The following is a 25,524-nucleotide window of genomic DNA, read 5'->3' on the forward strand; positions in this document are numbered from 1 at the left end:
GAAATGAGTAATCTAGAAGTGCCGATGTATCGAAAAAATGGGACTCGCGTTCAACTGGTGGATTTGCTGGCGAAGGTGCCCGCGAATGCCTGGGACTGGAGCATTCTTGAATTTGATGGCGTTGGCCATATGCCAGCCAATGACTCGGTCCTCGAGTTTCAGACGAGAGTGCGCCAGCAGCCACTCGGCTTAGTGCTGACATGGAGCGAAATTTCAAGATTTGCAGAAGCAGTTGAATATACGATCGATTGTTTGGTCATAGCTGCATCGGATATCGATCGGTTGGAGGTCGATAAGCTTTTGGCCGACGACTTTCAGGAATGCGAAATCGCTATTCGTGCCATCGACAGCACGGAGTGGATTCTCTTTGCTTCAAACCCGACAATTTTAGAAGGGTTGGAAGGCGCAGCTCGATCCTCCTAAGAGGCGCCATCTGCGGCGCCAGGGAATGGATCTGTCCCTGCGCTCGCGGGCACCGTCAACGCGCCGAGCTGGACGGACTTCGTTAGCTGCTGGTGACAAACCTGTATCGGACCATACGGGCGCAGTCGATGCGGCATCGCCTTGCTGCACGAAGGGCGTTAACGCCTGAGCAGCGTGGTCGACGTGACTAAATTACTTGGCATCGGAACGGTGATCGACCGCAGCTTTCCAGTCTTCGATCAGCCCTCACGCTTCGAAGCAATTTGCTACTATAAATTTATATAAGCAGTTATCAATATGAAAAAGTATCTGATCTTTTTTATGGCAATGTTTCTGTCAGCATTTGCTGCTAACGCTTGGGCCTCTGATTTTTATGGGTACGTTGCAGGTATTTTTGTTATAAACGGGAAGGTGTTTGTTTCTGTTAACAATGGAAACTTCAACGGAGCGATTAGTCCATGTTCGTCTTCAAGCGATAGCGGTTATTACATAATAGACATCAACTCAACGTTTGGGAAACTCGAGTATTCAAACGTTTTAGCTGCGAAGGCAACCGGTCATCGTGTGTACGTACGCGGTGACGGAAGTTGTAATGGTAATGCATATGGCGCGGTAGGCGCTGAGATAATGTTGGGTGTCGATTTACGAGCAGATTAAGAGTAAAAGCTAAATTGTCATACCGGCACAGATAGCTCAAGCGAACCTTCGCATAGACATGGTTATTCTCAATATTGGCCATGTAAGTGATATGACGCTGACACAAATCGTCAGGCTGCTAGTACACGCAGTTTTCAACGTGAATCAGCCTTCTAAATGACGTTAGGTGTTGATCTTCGCATTCCATTTGCCGATAAGAAGTAGCCTATTTACTAGTCCAATCGAATCGCAAATTTTTCGATTGGCATTTACTTAGCGTTCTATTTAAGCCAGCAATGAGGCGCTCGTAGCCGCGGACTAACTAGAGGTTAGGACACGGTAGAGCACAAGGACCTTTGTCGCGGTCTCGTAGGCAAACCAATATGTCTATGAATAGTTAGATAAGTAGGGAATTTTATCACAAGCTGTATATAGCAGAGAACATATGAATATTTTCGACCTATTTGCTAAACGAAGCGCATTATTATTTGTACCTATTGTTGCATTGCTGGCTGCTGGAACAGTCGCAGCGCAAAGCAAACATGCGATCGAGTACAATAAGACCATTTCAAAGCTAGGGGCACAAGGAGACTATTTTTATGTCTCCTTTGCCGAGCCATTCACGCTTAATTGCGCGTATGGAAACCTGTACGTTGCGGCTAATCGTAAAGGTCTATATACGCAATTACTTGCGGCCAAACTCACTGGCAAACGTGTGAGCCGGATAGATTACGTTCAGCCAGATGGTGATGGCACGGTTTGTAACGTTGATATTGTTGAAATATCCGAATAGTCGCTTAGCGTAGAGTAATCATTCGAACACTTCAATAGTTCGGTGTCGAGCCAGTTGAAGATACGTCTTCAAGCTTAACTCAGTGTTCGTAGTCGCGGCAGCAATCACCGTGCTGGTGGTCGAGAAGTGATTTTATTGATTGCATAGTAAAAAAGACTCCGCAAGACTGCTGATCTAAATGGGCAGTCGAAATGCAAATCTGTAAATTATCAGGTCGGACAAATTTTAATACCATACCTCTTTTGATAGTGTGATGCATAATTAGCAATGATTTATATCCAAAAACTTGCTATTGGCTACAATTTGATGGTTTCGCAAGTCTGCATTTCTAGAGTGTTGATAGCTGTAACCTGGCGACTAATGGTCTTGGGTCGAGCCTGCATTTGAATGTATTTACTGATGTTAAATTTGCTAGAAATAATAGGTGCTAAATGAGTATTCTTGCGAAATTTTTGAAGACCTGTGCCGCTGTTGTTTTGCTAAGTTTGGGCGTGGCTAAAATGGGGATCGCCGGGGGAGTTCAAACAGGAAAAATCAAATTTCTCACGCTACGCGGCAGCGATGGACTCATCCTAGTTGACCTCGATGGGCCTTTGTCAGGCAAGCCAAGTTGCGCATCTTATTCGTATTGGATTATTAAGAGTGAGACCTCTCTGGTAGGTAAGCAGCAACTAGCTTTTTTGCTGGCGGCTAAGACCATGAACCAAACGGTATCAATTTCTGGCACTGGTAGTTGCACTCGATGGCACGATGGCGAGGACATCGATGCAATACAATTACAGTAAATTCTTTAAATTTTTTACCCCCGGATTCAACTTGTTCTGAAACGGAGATTTACAGGCATAAACATTAATATTCTAGCCTTAGATAAAAAAGTTATACTCGAGGTGGCGAGCTAATGGTGCCACAAAGACATCGGGGTTTTTACTACTAAAGACGACTACTAATTCAGTTTTAAAATTAAACAAAAATGAAAATAAATATATTGAGACGAGTTATGGCTACAGCAATTTTTTTGTTTGCTAATACAGCGTACGCAGGTGCAGATATCTGGGGCACTGTCCAGCGTATGCAACTTGGTGCCGATGGCAAAATATGGTTTGTTTTAGATTCGACCGATACGGCGACATATTGCAAATCTGAGTGGTTTGAATTTAACATGTACGTTCCTCCGGATAATCCACAATATGCCTACTATTACGGTATTTTGATGACCTCTCTGCTCAAAGGTAAGGGAGTAGTGGTTGCAAATATAAGTGTTTTCAATGCAACCGCCGCATGTGATATTACCAAGACCGGCTACGGGATTGCTATACTCAAATGAGATGAATGGACAGATCAATTGCTTCCGCATAAATGGTGTTTTCTTCTTGCTTTGTTAGTTTGATACGGTTTGTTGTTCGCTCACCGTGCAACAGTAAAACTAGAACATCATATGGTTTATGTGCACATTCAGATCATAATTCTGAAATATCAATACATGAGTATATTTAAATTCTCATGACCCTAACTATAGGGCAACTTTTGTGAAATTGGTGATGGCTTATGCGTTCGGAAAGCATGTTCAGATATTCACCATGGATGACTCTGGCGTCGGTTGTCATCTGCATTATGTTTCGGTAAGTGGCTGACAGGTCAAATGAGCTTAGTGTGTCAGAATGCACCCTTACCACTTAACCGCTTTTGCCTGCATGATTCCGTAACAAGCGACTAATTTGGTACTGAAGTGTGGTTCTAAGAGAACTCATTTATTCATAAGGTAGGAAGCCGTCTGCAAATCCTTTAGAGGGCTATCTAATTCGTTAAAGCAAGAAATGAAAAAAATCTTTCTAAAAACTGTTTTAGTGCCAATACTAATATTGGCGTTCCATGGTGCGGCGTTTTGCGCCGATTTTCAAATTGATGGACTGAAAATAAAATTCATTCGTTACGTCGGGGCTTATTCCGACCCACAGTTTAATGATACCATTGAGTTATGGTTTACTACACCGCTAACGTTTCCAGCATCTTCATCATGTACGGCGACTTACCGTGTCTACATAGACGCAAAACATCGCCATCTTGTTGCCGGCGCTCAACTGGCATTGGCGCTAGATAGACCTGTAAACATCGTAGTCGATAATAATTTGCCTATTCGTTCTGGTTCGTGCGAAGTGGTCTATTTTGATGTACCTGCTGTACAGTAGTATCTGATATATAGCGCATCGTCGATCGCGATGGAGCCAATAGGCCGCTGCTTCTAAGCGTTTCGCTGCCAAGATCGCGGACGAGGTACAGTTATTGGTTGGTGGCACCGACGAAACGCGCGTATTCGCTCGGGTTCAGTTGCCGGAGATCCTGAAGAACAAGACTATTATCTTAGTTGATGGGTTAACCATGATTGAGCCGAAGAGTATGGGATCAGCCGAGGATTTGTTTGAGGCGCGCCGAGCCGATGCATAGCACAAGTATCCGCGCCGAGTGAGTAGATCACTTTCAAGAATTGGTACCTGAGCATAAGCAATTGCAGCGTAGCAATTGGCATGTCGTGATCGAGGGCGGCAGCGACAATGATGGGGCCTAGACCAACAAGTCACGGAACAAGAAGGTGGAGTAGTTCAACTTCGATGGCCGTGTTGGCGCATTTGACTAGGCCCCGGCGGCTAGTCCGCCAGTTGGAGACTGGGCCTTATCCTCCTCGCTGCTCAGCTTCCAACTGAGCGGCAGCGACACGAACGCGCTTGGAGCTGACTTGGGATATCAGTATGCGCGTAATGTCGATCTAGCGAACATCTCGATGGCGCCGGCGCAGAAGCTCCTGGCTGGTTCTACCATTGGTACGGCCGCACAAAACCTGCAAGCTGATTCGGTGCTCCAGGACCTGTCGCCATGGCTGTAATTGACCTGCTGCAATGGTGGCGTTGGGATAGCGGTCTAATGCCAGTTCGCGGCCGCCGCCAGCCCACACCGCTTACCGCTAGCAATCGGAAAAATGCTTTCGTTCCGATTGTGCTTGACGGCCTGTATATGCGGTTGCACGAAAAGGCATTCGCTGCACGCGCCGGCGTCGACGTGGTGGTCTCAGACAGCCAAGCACGGATTCTCTATTTACCTTGGCAAAATAAACTGCACAGTGAAGCGCAGCGCGAAGTATATGCCCATGGCTGTTTCGAGCAAGCGGGGCAGCCACTCGATGGCGACTGGTTGGTGCCTGAACCGCTTTCACGCTGCATCTGCCTGGATATGCCGTATAAGCAGGATCATAGAAATCAGTAAAATTACAGGACGGTGCTTTAGTTGGGCGGTTGTCAAAAGAGCAAACATCTTTAAGTCAGCATCTGTCGACCTTAAGGTCGTGATGTGTTCAGTCTGGCAGCCCACTCCTGAAGGTAAATTGAAGTCACCTTCTACTTTGATTTCCAAATTTCCAGCTTGATGGCCGCCGCTAGCGGTAGCAATAGTATTGACGCTAGCAATATAAATTGGCCCAATAGCTCGGTCCGCTGCAATTGCAAATTGGGAGAGCACCACTAAGATGCAGCTGCAAAAAAATCGCCTTAATATTGTATTTATATAAATTCCGTAGTTTATAAAGCGAACCTTTAAAAATCTATTTTGAGCCATGGGGCGTTGGGTTTATGTGCTGAAGCTGAAATGCGCTGTCAAGCAAATCTATTATAATGTATTTAATCGTACTAGCGTATTATCTTTGACAATGCGTCGGTAAGCCGCATTTCTTGCCCTGAAGGTTCTGTTAGACGCTGTCGGTGCGCTGATTTCTCAATTTTCGGATAGATGAGTTGATGTACATACTTATTGCTGAGGGTGGTATCGAAACTCATGGCGACTTAGGGCGTCCAGCGTGGGCGGTCACCAGCCAGTCTGGAGCGATTATTTCGTATGGATATCGCGCAGCAATGCTTTGGTCAGTCCAAAGAAAGCATTGAGTACGCAACCCGCGACATTCTGGCCATTCGCGAATTTTTTGGCATTGACCTCGCGCACAAGTCGGCGTCAGAAAATACGGCTCTGCTCAAGGTCCGCCGCCGGCTCGAGACACACAACCCAATACGCAGCATTTTCGATGAAATCAACGGGCACTTGATCAGCGAAGGCTTGATGATAAAGGAGCCGTCGTCGCCCCGACTTTAATCGCGGCCGCGCTGTCGAACAAAAATTGCAATTCGGAAATGTATCATCCGAAGAGAAGGAAGAAAAGATTCTCCGGTATGAACGCTCATATTGCTGTCGACGCCAAATTGGCTTGGCGAAAACATTGGTGACCACTCCCGGCGACGCGTTCGACGTAGCGCGAACCCCTAAGGTATTGCTTTGTCGTGCCGAAGCGGCGGACGAATCTAATTGTTCAGATCTTCCGCAACGAGTAAACGGTTACGAGTCAGTCGCAATAAGCTTCGATTCGTGACAATTTGAGAGAATTTTCAGCTTTTTTTCAGGCAAAATCGACGCTTCGATCTTATATTTATTCTATTATCAATATTCGATATTGATCATCTATAGCGAGTCTTAGATAAACTGGCCGCTTAACTCGAAGCATAAATTTATAATCAATGAAAAGTCATCTTGTTTACCCAACTTATACCTCCTTGCTCATCGCTAACAGTTACTTCAGTTTTTTTAACATCGACCCAGCATGACAGTGATTATTCCAGAAAAGATGAACCTATCTAATAATAGAAATGTTTACGCATCTCATAAAACATTTAATAAATTTATTTTTGGCTTGATATTGCTTTTTCTTTCCCAGTCAGCGTTTGCATATTTTGAGTGCAACGTTAAGATTATGCATGTTCTCGTCTATTCAAATGGATTGTTAAATGTTATGCATGATGGTAGAAAAGATTTTACTGTTTTGTGCAACCTAAATGCAGATCGTCAAGGGGTAACTCCCACGACCTGCGCGGTTTGGTTTGCGCTTGTAGAATCCGCAAAAAAAAGAAATGGCATAGTTAATTTCTATTATGGCGGTGATGGGTCATGTGCAACTTTGCGCACGTATGATGAGTCTCCTCCTCCTAGTTATGTAGGCGATATGGGATATTAATCATAAAACCTTAAAATTAAATGAACTCATATGTTGCAACGTGCAGTGTTGAGCCGACCTGTTAAATGAGAAGGTCTACGGGGCAAGCTTCGCCTTCGAAGCACAGGTCCTCCTTCAAGCAACCTCCGTGTCAGAGTCTAGCCTTAACACATAACCGCTGTTGCCTGTATGATTTCGTAACAGGCGACTAATTTGGTGCTAGAGTGTGGTTCTAAGATAAGTCATTCATTCAGAAAGCTAGAAACCGCATGCAAATCAGTTAAACGCTTATCTATTTCATTAAAAGAAGAAAGGAACAGAATCTTTCTAAAAACTGTTTTGCGGCCATACTAATGATGGCGTGACAAGAGCCGGCGATTTGCGCCGATTTTCAAATTGATGAACTGAAAATAAAATCTATTCCTATTCCGACACACAGTTTAATGACACCATTGAGTTATGGTTCACAACACCGCTAACGTTTCCAGCATCTTCATTATATACGGCGACTCACCGTGTCTACATAGACGCAAAACATCGCCATCTTGTTGCTGGCGCTCAACTGGCATTGGCGTTAAATAGACTTGTAAACATTGTTGTCGATAATAATTTGCCTATTCGTTCTGGTTCGTGCGAAGTGGTTTATTTTGATGTATCTGCTGCACAGTAGTATCTAATATGCAACGCGTTTTCGATCGAGACGGAGCCATGGCCCGCCACTTCTCAGTGTTTCGCTGTCGAGACCGCGGACGAGGTGCGGTTATAGGTTGCGCGCGCCGACGAAACCAGCGTATTCGCTCAGATTCAATTGCCGGAAATCATGAAAGCAAGACTATTACCTCGGTTGATGGGTTAATCATGACTTAGCTGGAGAGTATGGGTTCAGCCGGTGATTCGTCTGAGGCACTCCGAGCCAATGTCTAGTACAAGCATCTGCGTTGAGTGAGTAGATCACTTTCAAGAATTGGTACCTGAGCATGAACAATCGCAACGTCGCCAATCGGCAGGTCGTGATCCAAGGCGGCAGCGACTACGATGCGGCCTAGACCAACAAATCACAAAACAAGAAGGTGGAGGTTTTCAACTTCGATCGCCTAGTCGGCGCATTCGATTAGGCCCGGGCGGGCTATCCAGCGCTGGCAAGCTGGGACTTATCCTCGTCTCTGCTCAGCTTCCACCTGAGCGGCCCCGACACGAGTCCGCTTGGAGGTGACTTGGCATATCAGTATGTGCGTAACAGCAATCTGGCGAACGTCTCGATGACGCCCGCGCAGGCGCTTCTGGCTGGCTCCACGTTTGGTACGGCGGCACAAAACCTGCAAGCCGATTCGGTGCTCCAAAACCTGTCGCCAACTGATCTTAAGGTTATGCCGTCCCGAACAGTTTACCGGGTAGGGACTGCGCTTGAACATCCGCCTGGAACGCATATTCGACCGAACTCACGTGGTGTAAAGTGTGGTGCTGATCTAACTCGTTGATTCGTAAGGGCCAAAACGGCCTGCAAAGCCGTGTAGACGGGTCCGACTCCCGTCCTCGCCTCCATCCTATCTTCGTTTCATCTCTATCTCTTGAGCTAAGTCAGGGAATACTCCTCTTGGTTTGCAGCAGCCAGCTGTTCAATGCGAAGCTTCGTAATGTTCTTATGCTGTTGGGATTGTGTTCTACTGCGCGACGCCTGATTTGTGATTTCTCAGGTTTCGGACGGTGAGCTCCCGCGCGTCCTTAGGGCTTAAAGGTGTCCACGGAACTCGTGGCTATTCAGGTGCTCAGGTCGCCGATGTCGCGAGAGAAAGACGTGCTGGTCTCGAGCGCCTGTTCATCGCCAAGGATGCCGATATCATGGCGTCGGGCAATGGCTGGCTCGAATCGCGCATGGAAGTGATCACAATGGCTTTGGAGATCAGCGCGCTTGCCAACAAGGTCCGGACATCGGCCGATGCTGGTCCCGCGCCTGCTCGTCTCGCTGTCCGATGGGCACGCCGACAGTGCCCTTGCTGGCCTGAGCCGCCGTTCGGGAAGTGAATCGGGCGGTGAGCCTGCAGGGGTTAGTCGGGCAGGCAACTGTCACGCATCGCTGCCAAGGACAGCTTCGATCGCAACTGGCTTTGTCAGGTCCACCTCGAAACCCGCCGCGATGCTGGCCGCTTGCATGTGCGTACTCGATTAAACAGTCGCCCTATGGCCGCGCAAGCCGTAGGACGACGCGCTTACCTCCCAGGCTCCTACGCGGCAGGATGCATCGTCCGACGACAATACTGCACGAACAACGATATGGAGATGCGATGACGACGGACCGGAACACGGCGTCCGGGACCGGTTGGCCGGTTGCCTGCGAATGGGCGATCGACCAGGTGGCTTGCCCGGCATTTTGTTGTACCCGGGACGGCGGCGTCATGCACAGCAACCGTTCGGCGCAGCGATTGTGGGGCGGGCGTCCGCACGCGGACGACGTGGGCCGATGGGACGGCTTTGCCGCGCTGTACGACGCCGAAGGCATGCCGCTGCCGAAGTCGATCTCCCCGGCCGCCCGTGCCGTGGAGACCGGACGTGCACAGGCGCCTTATGAATGCATCGCCGAATCCGACAACGGCCAGCGGCGGCGCCTGGTGATGCATGCGCGTCCGGTTGCTGGGACCGGCGGCGAGGTCGTCGGCGTGTTCTGTTCGCTGACCGACATCAGCGAGCGGCACCGCCTCGAGGGCGAACTAGACCAGGTCGGGGCGAACCGCGACGTATTCCTGCGCATTCTCGCCCATGAATTGCGCAATCCCCTCGCGCCGATCATGACCGTGGCGCAGACCATGGGGCGGGTGGCAACCGACCCGCGGATCGCGCACATGGCCGGCATCGTCGAGCGGCAGGCGCGCCAGCTTGCACGCTTCGTCACGGACCTGCTCGACGCGTCGCGCATCGAGCGTGCCTGCGACATCCCCGTCACTATGCGCGCTGCAACGGTGGGCGAGGTCGTCGGCCTGGCACGCGACGTGGCCGCGCCCATCCGCGCACGCGGGCAGGCGCTGTGCATCGACGTCGATGCAGGCGACGAACACGCGCCGCTGCTATGCGATCCGGAGCGGCTCGCGCAGGCGCTCGGCAACGCCCTCATCAACGCAAGCGACTATTCGGACGACGGTGCTCCCATCATTCTGTCGGCGCGCATCGATGGCGCGCTATTGGAAATCGGGATACAGGATCGGGGAATCGGTGTGGCCCGGCACCAGCTGCGCGACTTGTTCGCACCGTTCCGCAAATTCGCCCACCACCCGGCCCGCATGCCGTCCGGCGCCGGCGTCGGGCTGGCCATCGCGAAGAGCATCTGCGATGCGCACGGCGGCATGGTGTCCGCGCACAGCGCCGGACCGGGCAGGGGAATGCGCCTGAAATTCGTGTTGCCGGTCGTCGACGTCGCCGCAAGCGCATAGGGCAAACGGCGCCCATCGCTGGACCGTTTCGACACGGTGCACATGGGTGGTATGATGATAGATCGTTACCAAACTTGAGATGTCTGTCAGCCATGAACACTGGTGTAATGACCTACGTGCGAGAAATCGAAGCCATCGGCACGGTGCCGAAGATCCTGGAAACGGTCGCTTCGCTCACCGGTCTGGGTTTCGTCGCAATCGCCCATGTCGCCGAGGACGCCTGGACAGCCTGCGCCGTGTGGGACAAGGTGGATTTCGGCCTCAAGGTCGGCGACGGCCTCGACGTGACCACGACCTTGTGCGAGGAGGTCCGCAGCACCCGGCACAGCATCGTCATCGATCATGTGGAAGTCAGCGAGCAATATCGCAACCACCATACGCCGCGCATCTATGGGTTCCAGAGTTATTTCTCGATTCCGATCCTGCGGCGCGACGGCAGCTATTTCGGTACCCTGTGCGGCATCGATCCGAAACCGATGAAGCTGTCGGCACCGGCCATGGTATCGACGCTCGAGTTGTTTGCGGAACTGATCTCCGCGCAGCTGGAAGCCGAGCGCATCCATGAGACCACCCAGACCGACCTGATGTCCGAGCGCGAGACCGCCGAGTTGCGCGAGCAATTCATTGCCGTACTCGGCCATGACTTGCGCACGCCGCTCGGCGCGGTCCAGAACGGCGTCGAATTGCTGGCGCTGAAGGTAGGCGATCCTGCTGTCGCACCGATCCTGCAACGCATGCGGCGCAGCGTAGGACGGATGTCGGCACTGGTCGACGATCTGGTTGACTTCACGCGTGGGCGCATGGGCGGCGGCATTTCCCTGCATCTACGCCAGGAGCGCGGGCTCGACGTGCAATTCGGCCAGGTCATCGCGGAGCTGCGTCAGGTTCATCCCGAAGCCGATATCGTGGCGATCATCCAGCCGGATATCAGTGCCCGCTGCGATGCGGGCCGGCTGTGCCAGATGTTGTCGAACCTTGTCAAGAACGCCATCGTGCATGGTGCCGCGCATACGCCTGTGCACGTCCTGATCACTTGCTCCGGTAAGAAGTTCATCATGGCCGTGACCAACAATGGCGATCCATTGCCGCCGGTCGTGGTCCAGCAGTTGTTCAAGCCTTTCTGGCGCGCGTCTTCCAGTGCCGCCCACCAGGGCCTGGGACTGGGCCTCTACATCGTCGCCGAAATCGCCCGCTCCCACGGCGGCACGATCGAAGTGACCTCGCTGGAAGGCAAGGTCTGCTTTACGTTTTCCATGCTCGACATGGATGGCGTGCATATTGCCGGTCATTGACGGTTCGGCAGGTGCCTGATTCGCGCGCCGGCATTGATTCATTGGGAAATGATGAACTAAGGTATTCTAGTTGTCCCATCAGGCAGCGCGCGTGCATCGCACACGCATGCCGCGGCTTACGAAAGACGCGATCATGAACGACAGGACATTCCCGGACAAGGCCGACAGCGGCCGGATTGTGCCGCGAATGGCGCCTTTCCAGCGCACCGCGCTCATGACGGCGCTTGCGATCGCCGCATTCACGATGGGCCTCATGCCGGTCGCGGCCAGTCAATGGCCGGGCATCGCCTCGTTCCTGCCGGTCTACCAGGCCACCACGATCGTCAGCTACGCCATCGTCGCCTACCTGATCTTCGGCTATTTCATGCAGACCCGACTGCATGCCCTGCTGTACCTGTGGGGCGGCTGCGTGTATACCTCGGCCATCCTGCTGGTGCAGTTCTTTTCGTTCCCTTCCGCCTTCGTCCACGACGTGAGGCTGCTGGGCGGTACGCAGACACCGAGCTGGCTCTGGTTTTTCTGGCACCTCGGCTCGACCGGCATGTTGTTCGGCTATGCCTGGTCCGAATGGCGCCGGCGCGGGCGCCTGGTCGCGGTCCCGATGGCGGCCTTTCGTACCTGCGCGGCATTGACCGCCTGCGTGCTGGCGCTCAGCGTGCTTGCGGTGACGCTGTTCCACGACAGGTTGCCCGTGGTCGACATAGCGGGCGACTTCAGCCGTATCACGCGTTCCGGCTATGCGCCCCTGATCCAGGTCATCATCGTGATGGCGCTGTTCATGCTGTGGCGCGCGACCCGCTTCGCCACGTCGATGAGCGCATGGCTCGGCGTGGCGATCGTCGCGCTGGCCTTCGACAATGCGATCACGATGGCTGGCGGCGCGCGCCTGACGGCCGGCTGGTATGTCGGCCGGATCAATGCGCTCCTGTCGGCGCTCGTCATGCTGGGCCTGTACCTGAAGGAGATCAATCGGGTCTACCTGCGTACCACCGCCATGGCGGACGAGCTGGCCCGGGCGAACCAGCGCCTGGCGGGCGAGCATGCACGCATGCTCAGTCTGTTCGAACAGGCGCCCGGATTCATGGCGGTGCTGGCCGGCGGCGAGCTACGTGTCCAGATCGTCAATGCGGCGTTCAAGCGCCTGGTCGGCGACCGTGCCGTCGTCGGCTTGCCGATCGGCCAGGCCCTGCCGGAACTGGCGGAACAGGGCTACCTCGGCTTGATCGAGGACGTACGCCGCGGGGGCAGGGCCCATGTCGCCGCCGGCATGAAGCTATCGCTGCGGCGCGGCGTGGATGCCTCCCTGGATGAGCTGCATATCGACGTGCTGTTCCAGCCCAACGCCGGCATGGATGGCGAGACCGGCACGATCTTCATCCAGGGAAATGACGTCACCGAACAATGGCGCGCACGCCGCGAAGTTGACCGCCAGCAACAGCATCTCGAAGACCTGGTGTGCGAGCGCACGCGGAAACTCGAAGACACGCAAACCGCTCTGATGCACTCACAGAAGCTGGAAGCGATCGGCAAGCTGACCGGCGGCGTGGCGCATGACTTCAACAATGTCCTGCATATCATCAATGGGAACCTCGACCTCATCAGGATGTTCACGCCGGCCAACGAGAAAGTGCACCAGCGTTGCGAATCGGCGCAAACCGCCATACGGCGCGGCGCCAAGCTGTCGTCGCAATTGCTGGCGTTCGCCCGCAAGCAGCCGCTGCAACCAGATGCCGTCAGCCTGCCGGACGTGTTCGCGTCCATCGACCTGCTGCTGAAACGGGCGGTCGGAGAACAGGTCGACGTGCGCTTCGTCGCCTGTCCGGAAGTATGGAACGTGCTGGTCGACCCGCAGCAACTGGAAAACGTCATCCTCAACCTGTCGCTGAATGCCAGCGATGCGATGCCCTCGGGCGGCACGTTGTTGATTCATGTGGACAATGTTTGCAAAGAAGAGGGCGAATTCGTGCACCTGGCATTCACGGATACCGGCCACGGCATGACCGCCGACGTGAAGGCGCGCGCGTTCGAGCCCTTCTTCTCGACCAAGGGCATCGGCAAGGGAACCGGACTGGGCTTGAGCATGGCCTATGGTTTCGTCAAGCAGAGCGACGGCCATATCGATATCGACAGCGAAGCCGGGAGAGGGACCACGATCCATATCCTGTTGCCCCGTACCGACGGACGGGCGGCAGAAAAGAAGACGGCGCCGGGCCTCGCCATCCAGGGCGGCACCGAGACGGTACTCGCCGTCGACGACGAGCAGGACATTCTCGACAATGTCGCCACGATGCTGCGCGACCTGGGCTACAAGGTGCTGACAGCCGGCAGTGCGGATGCCGCACTCCGGATGCTCGAGCGCCAGGATCGCATCGACCTGCTGTTCACCGACGTGATCATGCCGGGTAGTGTCGGCGCCACCGACCTGGCCGCACGCGCGCGACTGCGGCACCCGGGTATCCGCGTACTGTTCACGTCCGGCTATACGGAAAACGCGGTCATGCATAACGACCGGCTGGACAAGGGCGTGAACCTGCTGAGCAAACCCTATGGCCGTGCGGAACTGGCGAGTGCCTTGCGCGCGGTCCTGGCAGGGGCAGCAGAGGAGCGCGAAACCGGCATCGCGTGACCCGGTGCCATTTGGCGTGCGCCCGCCGCCGTGAAATGCGCGCAGGGTCGACCTGCTTCACACCATTTCCAGAGAGGCATCACGATGGAAGCCGGACCCGCGCATATCTACAGCCGCCTGCCTTTGAGCGTCGAGCAGGACAGCGAAATCAGGCACTACATCCATGGCAGGCAGCGTAACGGCCTGCCATGGGATACCGCCGAGCTGCGCGCGATGGTCGCGGACATGCTCGAACCGCCGGAAATCGTCGACGAAAACCGGCAGGCGCTTTCCGGCAGCATGGACAAGGAGCGTGCGGTGGCGCTCCTCGACGGTGAAAGCGAACGCGACGAGGCGCATTTGGGTTCCACCTCCTGACGCTGTGTGGAGAGGTAAACAGGACGAGCTCGACGCCCCCGAAGCTTTCGAATAGGCGCTACCGTGCGGCCCATGCCACGCGGTCGACATTGCCTGCTTTCTGCAGCGCGGCGCGATACCAGCCATGGATGCGACCGGCCATGCGTGGCAGGCGCCATGATTGCCTGAACCTTGGCGACCGACTGTATCGATCGCCGCTGTTTGGTGGAAAGGCTTACAATCATGTATTGACAGTGCTTCAGGCGGCCATATGAGTTCCGAGTTGTCCGATGGACCCGGCTTCCCGCCGACCGCATGGAGCCCCCGCGATTTCGAGGTGCTGCTCGACACCATCCCTGCCGGCGTCGTGATCCACGGCGCCGACTCGCGCGCTGTCTACGCCAACCGCTGCGCCCATCGCCTGCTCGGCAATGCCATCGGCCTGATGCGCCAGTACCTTGCGGATTCCGGCAAGGTGCCGCTGCTGCACCCGGACGGCAGTGCCCTGCCGATCGACGCCAACCCGGTGTCATGTGTCCTGCGTACCGGGCGTCCCGTGCATGACATGGTGATCGGCCTGCCCGGCGCCTGCCTGCGCTGGCTGATCTGCAACGCGTATCCCCTGCTCGACGCGGACGGCGCCGTCCGGCAAGTGGCGGTCTGTTTCACCGAGTGCACCGACCTCATGCGCATCGAGATATCCCTGCTGAGGTCGGAAGAGCGCCTGCGGCTGGCGATGCAGGGCAGTACCGACGCGCCTTGGGACTGGGACGTCGAAAGCGGCCTGGTGCATTATTCCGAGCGCTGGTGGAATATGCTGGGTTTTCCGCCTTTCCATGGCGAGCGAGATCCGGTGGCGTGGCGCACCCAGATGCATCCCGACGACATGCCGCGCGTGGACGCCTTCGTCGATGCGCTGGTCGCGTCGGACGACAGCACCTACAGCCTGGAATTCCGCCTGCGGCACCGGGACGGCCACTACGTGCCGGTGCTGTCCCGCGGGTTCGTTCAGCGGGACGGGGGCGGCAAGGGCGTGCGCATCGCCGGCACGAACACCGACCTGACCGCGGCCAAGGAAGCCGAGCGCCGCATCCACGAATTGGCGTATTTCGATTACCTGACCGGCCTGCCGAACCGGCGGCTGCTCATCGACGAGCTCTCCAAAATCCTGCCGCGCTGCGCACGCAACGGCCAGTCGGGCGCCTTGCTGTTCATCGACCTCGACAATTTCAAGCTGCTGAACGATACCCTGGGCCACGATGCCGGCGATGCCCTGCTGCGCGAGGTGGCCGGGCGCCTGCGTGCCACGGTGCGGGCGAGCGACCACCTCGCGCGTTTGGGCGGCGATGAATTCGTCGTGGTACTCGAAGATCTTGGCGCCTCCGAGACCGGGGCGATCCAGGAGGCGCGCATGGTCGGCGCCAAGCTGCTGGAGGCGCTGGCACGTCCCCATGCGCTTGACGTCCGGCCCACCGTCAGTACACCCAGCATCGGCGTGGCCATGTTCGGCGCCGGTGCGCTCAGCGTCGACCAGTTGCTGCGCCAGGCCGACCTCGCCATGTACCGTGCGAAGGCCGAGGGCCGCAACACGCTGCGCTTCTTCGACCCCGGCATGCAGGCTGCCGTCGAGCGCCAGGTCGAGCTCGAGAACGACCTGCACGATGCCATTGCCGGACGCCGCTTCCAGGTGTATTGCCAGCCACAGCTCGGGATAGACGGCCGGCTCGCCGGCGCCGAGGTACTCCTGCGCTGGTGCCATGCCACACGTGGCGTCGTCGCGCCCGACGAATTCATCGGCATGGCCGAATCCAGCGGCATGATTGTCCAGTTGGGTGCCATGGTGCTGGCTGAAAGCTGCCGTGCGCTCGCCCGATGGGCGGACGATCCCAGGCTTCGCGAAGTGACCCTCGCGGTGAATGTCAGCGCCCACCAGCTGCGCGACCCGGGATTCGTCGGACAGGTACTCGCGATCCTCGCGGCAACCGGGGCCCCGCCCCAGCAACTCTTCCTCGAGCTGACCGAAAGCGTGTTCGCGCACAATCTCGACGACGCCTGCGCCAAGATGAACGAGTTGCGCGCGCATGGTGTCTGCTTTTCGCTCGATGACTTCGGTACCGGCTATTCATCGCTGGCCTACCTGAAGCGCTTCCCGCTCACGGAACTGAAGATCGACCGCAGCTTCGTGAAGGACTTGCCGGGCGAAGCCCACGCCGGCGCCATCGTCGACGCTATCCTGGCGCTGGCCCGCACGCTCGAGCTGGACGTGGTCGCCGAAGGTATCGAGACCAGCGAGCAGCGCGACTTCCTGGTGGCGCGTGGCTGCCGCCTGCTGCAAGGCTACCTGCTCGGCAAGCCGAGGCCCATTGCCGAGTTCGAAGCTGGCTATGGTGCGGCCGGCGTCCTGCTTCGCCAGGACTGATCTCCGGGTAATGCGCGGAGGAAGCCGCGCATCTCGACGCGCCACGGCTGAGAATGGGATGCAGCCAGCCCGATGCCACCCAGGGGTTTCTGTTCGGTGGCGGCAATCGCAGGCCTTCAACCGAACTGATATGGTGCTAAAGTGTGGTTCCAAGCTAAGTGACTGATTTTTCAGGGTCAAAAACAACCTGCGAAGCCGTCTAGACGGGTTCGACTCCCGTCCTCGCCTCTATCAAATCTTCATTTCACTTATATCTCTTGAGCTAAGTAAGGGAATACTCCTTTTGCTTCGCAGGTGTCGACCGCTTCGTTGTGAGCTTCGTAATGCTCTTATGCTGTTGGGATTCGGATGGTCAGTTGCTGCACGTGCTTACGGCGCGAAGGGGCTGGCCAATTTGTTCTTCGCGCAGACGTGCGCGGTAAACCACGGGAGCCACCGGAAATCGGCGAGATGTTGATGTTTACGATCATAACCGGCAGGAGTGGTTACATGCTTGCCCAGCCGTTTTCGCTGGGGATGCACTGTTCAACAATGACATGTCGCCGGCAGAGTATGAAAGCAGTATTTTCAGCGGCTCTCAAATGTTTCGAAAAACTGTGGCGATTCAAACCTTCAGCCAGACCTTCGACACGATGCGCCCATCCGTGGGCGATGGCTTCCGCGCAGCGCCGGATACCGTGAATCCGCCAGCCGTTCCGGGCGCGTAGTTCACGACCGCGCCATGCGGCGAAAATTTCACGGGCCGGCCAGTACGATTCATGTGCGCATAGTACGGCACGGCGAGCATCGGCGTGCCGTTGTCCCAGCGCCCGGCCAGGGTCATGACGCCCCCGAGTAGGTCGGGCCGCCAACGCGGTGTGATCGGACCGCGTCCCAGGCGCCGGTCGATGTCCTGGCCGTCGGCGGTCTCGACACTGTAGACAATCGGCCCGTAGGCCAGGGCCACCTGGTCGCGCGTTGCTTCGACGCGGCGGTCGGCACTGATCCTCTGCGGCACCATGGGCAGTTCCAGCTCGATCTGGTCGCCCGCCTTCCATTCGCGCACGATGACGGCGTAGCCCTTCACAATCTCCGGTGCAATCCTTTCCCCGTTCACCTTCACGTGCTTGTAGCCGGCGACGCGCGGCGTGGCCGTGTAGAGCGCGCTGGTGGCACGGTCGGGAATGCGGATCCGCATGGCAAAGCGCGTTGGCTGGCCGGGATTGACCGTCATGGCGATCCGTCCGCTCCACGGATAGTCCGTCTTTTGCACCATCTCGACCTTCGTGCCCGCGACGTTGTCGATGTGCATCCGGCTGCCGATGAACAGGTTGACATACAGCCCCTGCGCGTCCTTCACGTAAGTCCATGTCGGCAGCATCAGCAGGGTGCGCGGAATGTTCGCCACGCAGCAGGGGCAGCCATGCCAGAGCGTGCGCTCGGTGTTCACCAAAGGATTGGTGTAGCAATAGGTCTGGCCTGACGCATCGATGCTTCCCATCAGAGCGTTGTACATGGTCTGTTCGTACAGGTCGGCGTAGCGGGCGTCGTGATACGCCAGGTTCATCTTGTACTGGAAGAAGATGAGGCCGCAGCTCGAGCATGACTCGCAGTAGGCGTCGTGGGGAAGCGAATAGTTCGCGCCGAAACCCTCGGCCGTTTCGCCGCTGCCGACGCCGCCGGTGACGTAGTACTTGCGGTTGACCATGTTATCCCACAGCGACATCACGGCACTCTGGTAGTCGACGTTGCCGGTTTCGGCGGCGATGTCGGCCATGCCCGAGTAGAAGTAGACCGCGCGCACGGCGTGGCCCACGGCCTCGTATTGGCGAACCGGCGGCAGGTGGCTCTGGTCGTACTGCGAGCCGCCCTGGCGTGACTCGAGCAGGAACCGCGCAAGCTTGATGTAGTCGTCACCGCGGCCAGCGCCTTCCATGTCGTTGACAAAGCGGCCGAAGCGAACCAGGGCTTGCTCCATTTCCTGGTGGCCGTCGAACCAGGCCTTGCGACCTGGGCCAATGTGCGCGACCCAGCAGTCGGCCAGCTTCTTGGCGGCGTCATACAGCCGTAAGTCCTTGCCTTCCGTCAGCGTGTAATGGTTGATCGCCGACTCGATGAAATAACCGGCGACGTAGCCTTCGTGATCGCTTCGGTGCGCGGCCGACCAGCGCTCCGGCCAGGCGCCTGGTTTGGCCAGTGTCTTGGCCGTTTGCAGGTAGCCGTCCGGCTCCTGGGCCGCCAGGACGATCGGAATCCAGCGTTCCAGCGTATCGCGCATACGCTCTTGCGCGGCTGCGATCTCGCGATCGCCCTGCGGATCCACCATCAAGGCGATGCAGATCGCTTCGATGGTCTGCAGCACATACGCGTTGGAGAAAACGTAACCCTTGTGCGCGCCGTGCGGCTCACCGCGGTTGGCTTTGCCGGCCTCGATGAAGTTGTCGATGCCGCCGGTGCCGGTCGGGAGGTCGGTCCGCTCGCAAAAGTCGACGACATGCGGAATCCAGCGGGTGATCAGCACCTTGGCGCGTTCGTTCCAGAGCGGGTTGTCGATGCTGTAGCGCTTGGTGTAGACGACGTCGAGCCGGTGTTTCGGCGGCGGCGCCACCGCGTTGACCCGCAGCAGCGAGGTGGTCGCGAACGCGCCGTTGCGGGATTCGAAGGCCAGTTCGTAGGTGCCTGGCGCGGTGAAGCTTGCCGTCGTGCTTGTCACGGCCGTCGAACCAAAGATGACCTGGCCGGGACCGGATACCTTGCGCCACCGGGTCCGCATCGCGCTTGGTCCTGCCGAGCGCGCCACCGCGTCGAGATACGTGGCGCCGCCGACGATCACCGAACGGTCGATGCCGGCTTGCGCGACCGGGGGCAGGGCGGGGACGGCGCCGGCACTCCATACCTGCCAGTCCAGCAGGCCGGCGCCATGCTTGTCCTGCGTGACCAGGTCCAGCCGCAACCGGGTGGCTGTGACAGGTTCGAATCCCACCTCGGTCAGGCGGTCCGGTTCGACCTTGTAAGCCGAGCTCTCGTGCACGGACACGAACGCCGTGCCGTTCCAGTAGGACAGACGATACGTGGCGGGCAGGCGCACGGACCCGTCGTCGGTATACCAATAGACGGCAACGCGGTCGGTCGTCACGGGCACGTGCCATTCGTACTGCACCCAGTGCTGGCCGGGCTCTTCGCCGGTGCTGTAATAGCCCGCCGACTGATCGCGCGAGTCGGCCGGATTGACGCCGTCGCGAAGCGCGTCGAGCGTGCTGTCAGGCGCGTGGAACGAGGTGGAAACCTGGGCGACTCCTGCCAGATTGACGCGCCCATCGGCGGCGGCGAATGCCGGATGCGCCGTGTATGCGGCCGCAAGCGCGCTGGCGGCGCCGGTCAGGAAGCGGCGCCGCCCCGAGCGTACAGTGTGGCCGCGGACCTGTCCGTCGAGCGCGTGGTCGCAAGGGTGGGCGCCGGTCTTTGTCATGGTCATCAATTGTCTCAAGTGTTGTAGCCGTGAGTGCCCTTGCGAACGCGCAAGCCGTATTCAGTGGGGCTCATGCCGGTGTACGCCTTGAACTGGCGGCTGAACGCACTGTGGTCGGTGTAGCCACATTCGTTGATCAGCTCAGCGATTTTCATGTGGGGATGCTGTTCGATCAATGCCTGGGCGGCGGACAGCCGGCATTGCAGCAGCAACTGGCGCGGCGATTGATGAAAGACCTTCTGGAACAAGCGTTCCACCCGCGACAGGGACAGGCCCGCGTCTTCCGCCAACCCTTTGAGCGAAATATTTTCCTGGTACTTTTCGCTGATGATGCGTGCGATCTGCGCGATCTTGCCATAGGCGGGATTCAGCTCGTCGAGCGCGCCCAAATCCTGCGATGTGCCGATCAGGCCGACCACCTCGCCGTCCTTCCCGTAGAGCGGCGTCTTTTTCGTCAAGCACCAGCCACGGCTGCGCCAAGGGTAGATGTGCAACTCGAGTTGCTTGTCGATCGACAAGCCCTTGTCGATCACCATCCGGTCCTGGGCTAGGTAGGCTTCGGCCAGCGCGCGCGGGAACAGGTCGAGCGCGGTCTTCCCGATGACGTCGCGCTTGTGCTGGACGCCACAGCGCCATACCATCGTCCGATTGATGCTGAGGTAGCGGCCCTCGCGGTCCTTGACGAAAAAGGCGATGTCGTTCAGGGCGTCGAACAAGGACTCGACCGCTTCCACACCGATAGTCTCCAAGGCCCTGGCCACGTTTCGCTCGATCATCATTCCCTCCGGACGCACAACTATAGGCGTCCTGCCGCGGCGTGGCAATTCTTGGAGACATGCTGAAGCCGGCTGTGCCGATTTCGGCGTGATTTTCAAATGAGCAGGCAAAATCACGGCGGTGCCAGGTTCTAGCATGGAGCCCTTTACGGTTTTACACCCAACAGCATCTCAGCAGGAGCACACATGAATATTGGCGGAACATCCCGGCAGGCGGCACTTGACACCCTGAAGAACATGGCAGGCAGTGCGGTGCCAATCACACTGGAAGAATACCGGGCGCGGATCCGGCGCGCGCAGGACCGCATGCAGTCACTGGGGATAGCGGCCCTCTACCTGAACGCAGGCAGCAACCTGACCTACTTCTCGGGCATGAAATGGCATCCCAGCGAGCGCATGGTCGGGGCGATCCTGCCTGCGCAGGGCGAACTGGCCTATATCGCGCCGGCCTTCGAGGAGGGCACGATCCGGAATTTCATGGTGGTGCCGGGTGATGTACATTGCTGGGACGAGCATGAGGATCCGGCCGCGCGGCTGCGCCAGGCGCTCGACACCTTGGGCGTGTCGGGCGGCACGCTTGGCATCGACGACAGCACGCCGCTCTTCCTGGTCGATAAAATCCGCGCCGCGACGGACGGTTATCAGCTACAGTCCGCGGCGTCGGTCACCTCGACCTGCCGCATGCACAAGTCGGATGCGGAACTTGCGCTGATCCAGTGCGCGATGGACATGACGATGGCGGTACACGTGGCGACGGCATCCATCCTGCACGAAGGCATCACCACCGCCGAGGTCGAGGAGTTCATCCAGCTGGCGCACAGGAAGGTCGGCGCCAGCGGTTCCTACTTCTGCATCGTGCTGTTCGGCACAGCGACTTCCTACCCGCATGGCGTCAACTACGTCCAGACCCTCAAGCGCGGCGACACGGTGCTGATCGACACGGGCTGCAAGGTCCACAACTACATCTCCGACATCACCCGCACCTACGTGTGGGGCGAACCGTCCGAACGGCAACGCTTCGTCTGGAATGCCGAAAAAGCCGCGCAGGCCGCAGCGTTCGAAGCAGCCCGCTTGGGCATCCCATGCGAGGAGGTCGACAAGGCCGCACGGCGCTCGCTCGAAACCAATGGATTCGGGCCCGGGTACAAGCTGCCGGGACTGCCGCACCGGACCGGGCACGGCATTGGCCTCGACATCCACGAAGGGCCGTACCTTGTCGGCGGCGAAACCACACCGCTTGCGCCCGGCATGTGCTTTTCGAACGAACCGATGATCTGCGTGCCGGACGAATTTGGCGTCCGGCTCGAGGATCACTTCTACATGACCCCGGCCGGACCGAAGTGGTTTACCCAGCCCGCGACCAGCATCGACCAGCCTTTCGGTTGACGCGCTGACGCGGCTGCACGCACCAGACTCAGTGATTTGCCTGGCGATGCGGACATCGATCGCCAGGCAAATCCGGTCCATCAGAACTTGACGTTGCTGACGACGTAGATCTGGCGGCCGAGCGGGTCGGCATAGCGGCCGTCGTAACCCAGCTGGTTGCCGCCGCCGTCGATGCGCTGCGTGAACGGCGGATCCTGGTTCAGCAAGTTCTTGATGCCGAGCGTCACGGACAGGTTGGCATTCCACTTGTACTTGGTTTGCCAGTCGAACGTGGAATAGGATTTCACATCGCGTACGGAATCGACGGCGGCGCCCAAGGTCCCATCGGCATTCACAAGACGCGCGTTGCCGAGGTCCGCCGACAAGGCCTGGTCGTGGTAGCCGGAGCGGTAGCTGAAGGTCAGCGCGTGGGTGAAATTCGCGTTCTGTTTCCAGGTCGCCGTCAGTCGCTGGATCAGGCGGAAGGTCACCTCGTTGTACGAGTCAAAGCGGCCTACGCTCGATTCGACACCGGCGCCGGGTACATCCTGTTGCGCCTTCAGCATGTAGGTACCAGTCCAGTTCAGGTTCACCTTGCCAAAACGGGTGTTCGTGCTGTACGTGTGGTCCCAATCGATCCCGCGGTAATGGGAACTGGCGATATTGAAGTTGGGCAGGAAGGCAGCCAGCACATTCGCCTTCTGGATCGGATCATAGTAGGACTGGAACAAGCCGCCATAGCTCTCCGGTTTGGTGAACACCAGGTCCTGCGGCAGCGACTGGATCTGGTCCTTCAGCTTGATGTCCCAGAAGTCCACGCCGAGCGACAGGTTCGACATTGGCTCGAGGCGGATGCCTGCCGTGAACTGTTTCGACTTCTCGGGACGCAGACCATCCGGTCCGCTCAAGGGATTGCCACCGACCAGCAAGCTGTACTCGGCGGGACCCGTGCAAAGCGGAAGCAGCGGGCCGGATTTGACCGGGCAGGCGTAGAAGTTGGACGAGCCGCCGTTGGTGACCGGCGTGGTGATCGCATCCAGCGTGGGCGCCTTGAAGCCGGTGCCGTAGGAAGCGCGCACCAGCAAGGACTCGATCGGACGCCATGCCGCCCCCAGTTTGTAAGTCGCCGAACTGGCTTTGTTACCCTGGGTCGCGGGGGCGATCGGGTTGCCTTCCGTGTCGTAGTTCTTGCTGTTCTTGGCTGCCCCGTAGCTGTCGTAGCGGACGGACGTGGAGATGTCGAGGGTCTTCGTGACGGGCAGGGCCAGTTCGACGAAGCTACCCCAGCTGTTACGTTTGGTGTCGAACGGCAGTGCGCCTGCGCCGCCACCAATCACTGTATCGGTCCAGTTTGGCTGGAGCTTGTTCGGACCCTGCTGAATGGGGCTGGGGTTGGCGGCATATTCCTGCTGCATGAAGTCGATGCCTGCGCCCAAGCCGGCGTTGCCGCCGGCAAGCTGGAACAGATCCGGGCAGCCCAGGCGCGCGCTGGCCACCTGGATCTTGGACAGCGATTCGGTGATGTCCTGGTGCAGCACGGCGGGCGCCAGGGCCGCCCTCGTAGTGCTGTCCGGCGCCACGAACGGGTTGTAGGTCCCCGCCTTGATCAAGGCGTCGAGCTTGTCGGAGGATGTGTAGCCGGCGATGGCGCGTTCGGTCGAAACATTCTCCGAATTGGTGTAGGACAGCTTGTAATCCCAGCCGGAGACAACGCCTTCGACGCCAACGACGCCGTGCTTGGCGAGCGTTTCCCAGGCATCCATGCGTCCGCCGGCGTCAACCAGGCGCAAACTCATCGTGGCGCCGGTGACCTGGGCGGGATCGATACCCAGTTTGACGAGCGCAGGCACGACCGAGGTCTTGTAGGGCAGGGAGTTCCGGTCCACCGTCAACGGCTGCGCCGGCGCGGCGTAGCGCGCGGTGCTGGTGAACTTGGAATACAGGCCTTCATAGAAGAAGTTGTGCGATTCGCCCAGCTTCACGCTGCCCGAGGAGAAGACACCATTGCGCTCCAGCTTCGGCAAGTCTTCGACGGTCGCGGCGTAGTTGAAGCGGCAGGTGTTCCCGGTATTGAAGGTGTACGGCGCCGGAACTGGGCACTTGCCGGACAAGACGTAGGCCGGGTTGAAGCTCACACTGTCCTTGCCGGCCTGGGTCACCCTGACGTTGGCCGGGATCGAGTTGGCCGAAGTCTGGTAAAGCGAGTACAGCTTGCCGTTGTTGGTGAACTGGTGGACACCGCCCGGCGCGGAGAACGAGCGGTCGGCGGCATCCAGTTCTCTCTGGCCGTCGTGGTTGAACGCGACCAGGACATTGTAGCCGTCGGTATCCAGGTCGCCGAAGCCTTTGGAGACAGAGACGTTGGCAGTGCGGCCCTTGCTGGACGCAGTCGGGGTGTTGTATGTCGCTTCCGCCTGCAAGTCTTGCTGGTTCTTCTTGAGGATGAAGTTGACCACGCCGGCGATCGCGTCCGAACCGTACAGGGCGGACGCACCGTCGGTCAAGATCTCGACCCGTTCCACCGCCGACAGCGGAATCGAGGCCAGGTTGACTGCCGAGCCTGCTCCGAAAGGCGCCACGCGGCGGCCGTTCAGCAGCACCAGCGTGTAGTCCGATCCGATCGCGTGCACGGACGCCGTCTGGACGCCGCCGCCGCCGCCATTGATCGACGCCGACGAGGTGACCATGCCTTGCATGCTCGGCAAAGTGCCGACCAGGTCGGCGACAGTCGTGGCGCCGGTTTGCTCGATCTGCTGCTTGCTCAGCGTTTGTACGGGCAGCGCCCCTTCGACGTTGATGCGCTTGATCGACGAGCCGGTGATTTCGACGCGTTGCATGTTGCCGTCCCGTGTCGCTTCCTGCCCCAATGCCGGACCGCTCAGCCCCGCAACGAGGCCGCCGGCGAACAACACGCGGACCGACCGCGCCATGACTTTTTCTTTGAACATATCCCAGCTCCCGGAGA

17 protein-coding genes and 1 pseudogene are annotated in these 25,524 nt (G+C 57.7%); 15 read left to right on the forward strand and 3 right to left on the reverse strand.

What is annotated here, in order from left to right; translation table 11 throughout:
• Window positions 1-3 precede the first annotated feature (3 nt).
• The 14 genes and pseudogenes from U1H99_RS07840 to U1H99_RS07905 all read left to right on the forward strand — a co-directional run bounded on the left by U1H99_RS07840 (window position 4) and on the right by U1H99_RS07905 (window position 16,970).
• The gene (locus U1H99_RS07840) at window positions 4-423 is read left to right on the forward strand and encodes a hypothetical protein (RefSeq protein WP_323141131.1); all 420 of its coding nucleotides are present in this window, start codon (window positions 4-6) and stop codon (window positions 421-423) included.
• A gap of 297 nt (window positions 424-720) precedes the next feature.
• Window positions 721-1,080, forward strand: a complete 360-nt coding sequence (locus U1H99_RS07845) for a hypothetical protein (protein ID WP_323141132.1) — start codon at window positions 721-723, stop codon at window positions 1,078-1,080.
• A 424-nt stretch (window positions 1,081-1,504) separates the two neighbouring features.
• Complete coding sequence (locus U1H99_RS07850; RefSeq protein WP_323141133.1) at window positions 1,505-1,852, forward strand: hypothetical protein; 348 nt, start codon at window positions 1,505-1,507, stop codon at window positions 1,850-1,852.
• A 431-nt stretch (window positions 1,853-2,283) separates the two neighbouring features.
• The gene (locus U1H99_RS07855) at window positions 2,284-2,637 is read left to right on the forward strand and encodes a hypothetical protein (protein ID WP_323141134.1); all 354 of its coding nucleotides are present in this window, start codon (window positions 2,284-2,286) and stop codon (window positions 2,635-2,637) included.
• A gap of 212 nt (window positions 2,638-2,849) precedes the next feature.
• The gene (locus U1H99_RS07860) at window positions 2,850-3,176 is read left to right on the forward strand and encodes a hypothetical protein (RefSeq protein ID WP_323141135.1); all 327 of its coding nucleotides are present in this window, start codon (window positions 2,850-2,852) and stop codon (window positions 3,174-3,176) included.
• A 490-nt stretch (window positions 3,177-3,666) separates the two neighbouring features.
• Window positions 3,667-4,038, forward strand: a complete 372-nt coding sequence (locus U1H99_RS07865) for a hypothetical protein (RefSeq protein WP_323141136.1) — start codon at window positions 3,667-3,669, stop codon at window positions 4,036-4,038.
• 682 nt (window positions 4,039-4,720) lie between these two features.
• Window positions 4,721-5,107 (forward strand): hypothetical protein, encoded by a 387-nt coding sequence (locus tag U1H99_RS07870; protein WP_323141137.1) that lies wholly within the window; start codon window positions 4,721-4,723, stop codon window positions 5,105-5,107.
• Window positions 5,108-5,704: 597 nt separating this feature from the next.
• A pseudogene (locus tag U1H99_RS07875) lies at window positions 5,705-5,983 on the forward strand (transposase); the annotation flags it as partial.
• 502 nt (window positions 5,984-6,485) lie between these two features.
• Complete coding sequence (locus U1H99_RS07880; protein ID WP_323141138.1) at window positions 6,486-6,896, forward strand: hypothetical protein; 411 nt, start codon at window positions 6,486-6,488, stop codon at window positions 6,894-6,896.
• A gap of 2,261 nt (window positions 6,897-9,157) precedes the next feature.
• Window positions 9,158-10,297, forward strand: a complete 1,140-nt coding sequence (locus tag U1H99_RS07885; RefSeq protein WP_323141139.1) for a PAS domain-containing sensor histidine kinase — start codon at window positions 9,158-9,160, stop codon at window positions 10,295-10,297.
• Between the two features lie 107 nt (window positions 10,298-10,404).
• Window positions 10,405-11,589: a GAF domain-containing sensor histidine kinase gene (locus U1H99_RS07890; protein WP_323141140.1), complete on the forward strand. Its 1,185-nt coding sequence runs from the start codon at window positions 10,405-10,407 to the stop codon at window positions 11,587-11,589.
• Between the two features lie 133 nt (window positions 11,590-11,722).
• Window positions 11,723-14,215: an MASE4 domain-containing protein gene (locus tag U1H99_RS07895; RefSeq protein ID WP_323141141.1), complete on the forward strand. Its 2,493-nt coding sequence runs from the start codon at window positions 11,723-11,725 to the stop codon at window positions 14,213-14,215.
• A gap of 84 nt (window positions 14,216-14,299) precedes the next feature.
• Complete coding sequence (locus U1H99_RS07900; RefSeq protein WP_323141142.1) at window positions 14,300-14,572, forward strand: hypothetical protein; 273 nt, start codon at window positions 14,300-14,302, stop codon at window positions 14,570-14,572.
• Window positions 14,573-14,822: 250 nt separating this feature from the next.
• Entirely contained in the window at window positions 14,823-16,970 is a 2,148-nt protein-coding gene (locus tag U1H99_RS07905) for a putative bifunctional diguanylate cyclase/phosphodiesterase (RefSeq protein WP_323141143.1), read from the forward strand.
• A gap of 604 nt (window positions 16,971-17,574) precedes the next feature.
• Here the strand turns inward: U1H99_RS07905 and U1H99_RS07910 are convergent.
• Complete coding sequence (locus U1H99_RS07910; protein ID WP_323141144.1) at window positions 17,575-20,424, reverse strand: glycoside hydrolase family 127 protein; 2,850 nt, start codon at window positions 20,422-20,424, stop codon at window positions 17,575-17,577.
• A gap of 8 nt (window positions 20,425-20,432) precedes the next feature.
• Window positions 20,433-21,197, reverse strand: coding sequence for a helix-turn-helix domain-containing protein (locus U1H99_RS07915; RefSeq protein WP_323141145.1), 765 nt, complete (start codon window positions 21,195-21,197; stop codon window positions 20,433-20,435).
• A 183-nt stretch (window positions 21,198-21,380) separates the two neighbouring features.
• Here U1H99_RS07915 and U1H99_RS07920 point away from each other — a divergent pair, with 183 nt between their 5' ends.
• Complete coding sequence (locus U1H99_RS07920) at window positions 21,381-22,580, forward strand: M24 family metallopeptidase (RefSeq protein ID WP_323141146.1); 1,200 nt, start codon at window positions 21,381-21,383, stop codon at window positions 22,578-22,580.
• Between the two features lie 80 nt (window positions 22,581-22,660).
• Here the strand turns inward: U1H99_RS07920 and U1H99_RS07925 are convergent, their stop codons facing one another.
• Window positions 22,661-25,507 (reverse strand): TonB-dependent receptor domain-containing protein, encoded by a 2,847-nt coding sequence (locus U1H99_RS07925; RefSeq protein WP_323141147.1) that lies wholly within the window; start codon window positions 25,505-25,507, stop codon window positions 22,661-22,663.
• Between the last annotated feature and the right edge of the window lie 17 nt (window positions 25,508-25,524).

The organism is Massilia phyllosphaerae (genome assembly GCF_034659755.1).
GTDB lineage: Bacteria > Pseudomonadota > Gammaproteobacteria > Burkholderiales > Burkholderiaceae_D > Telluria > Telluria phyllosphaerae.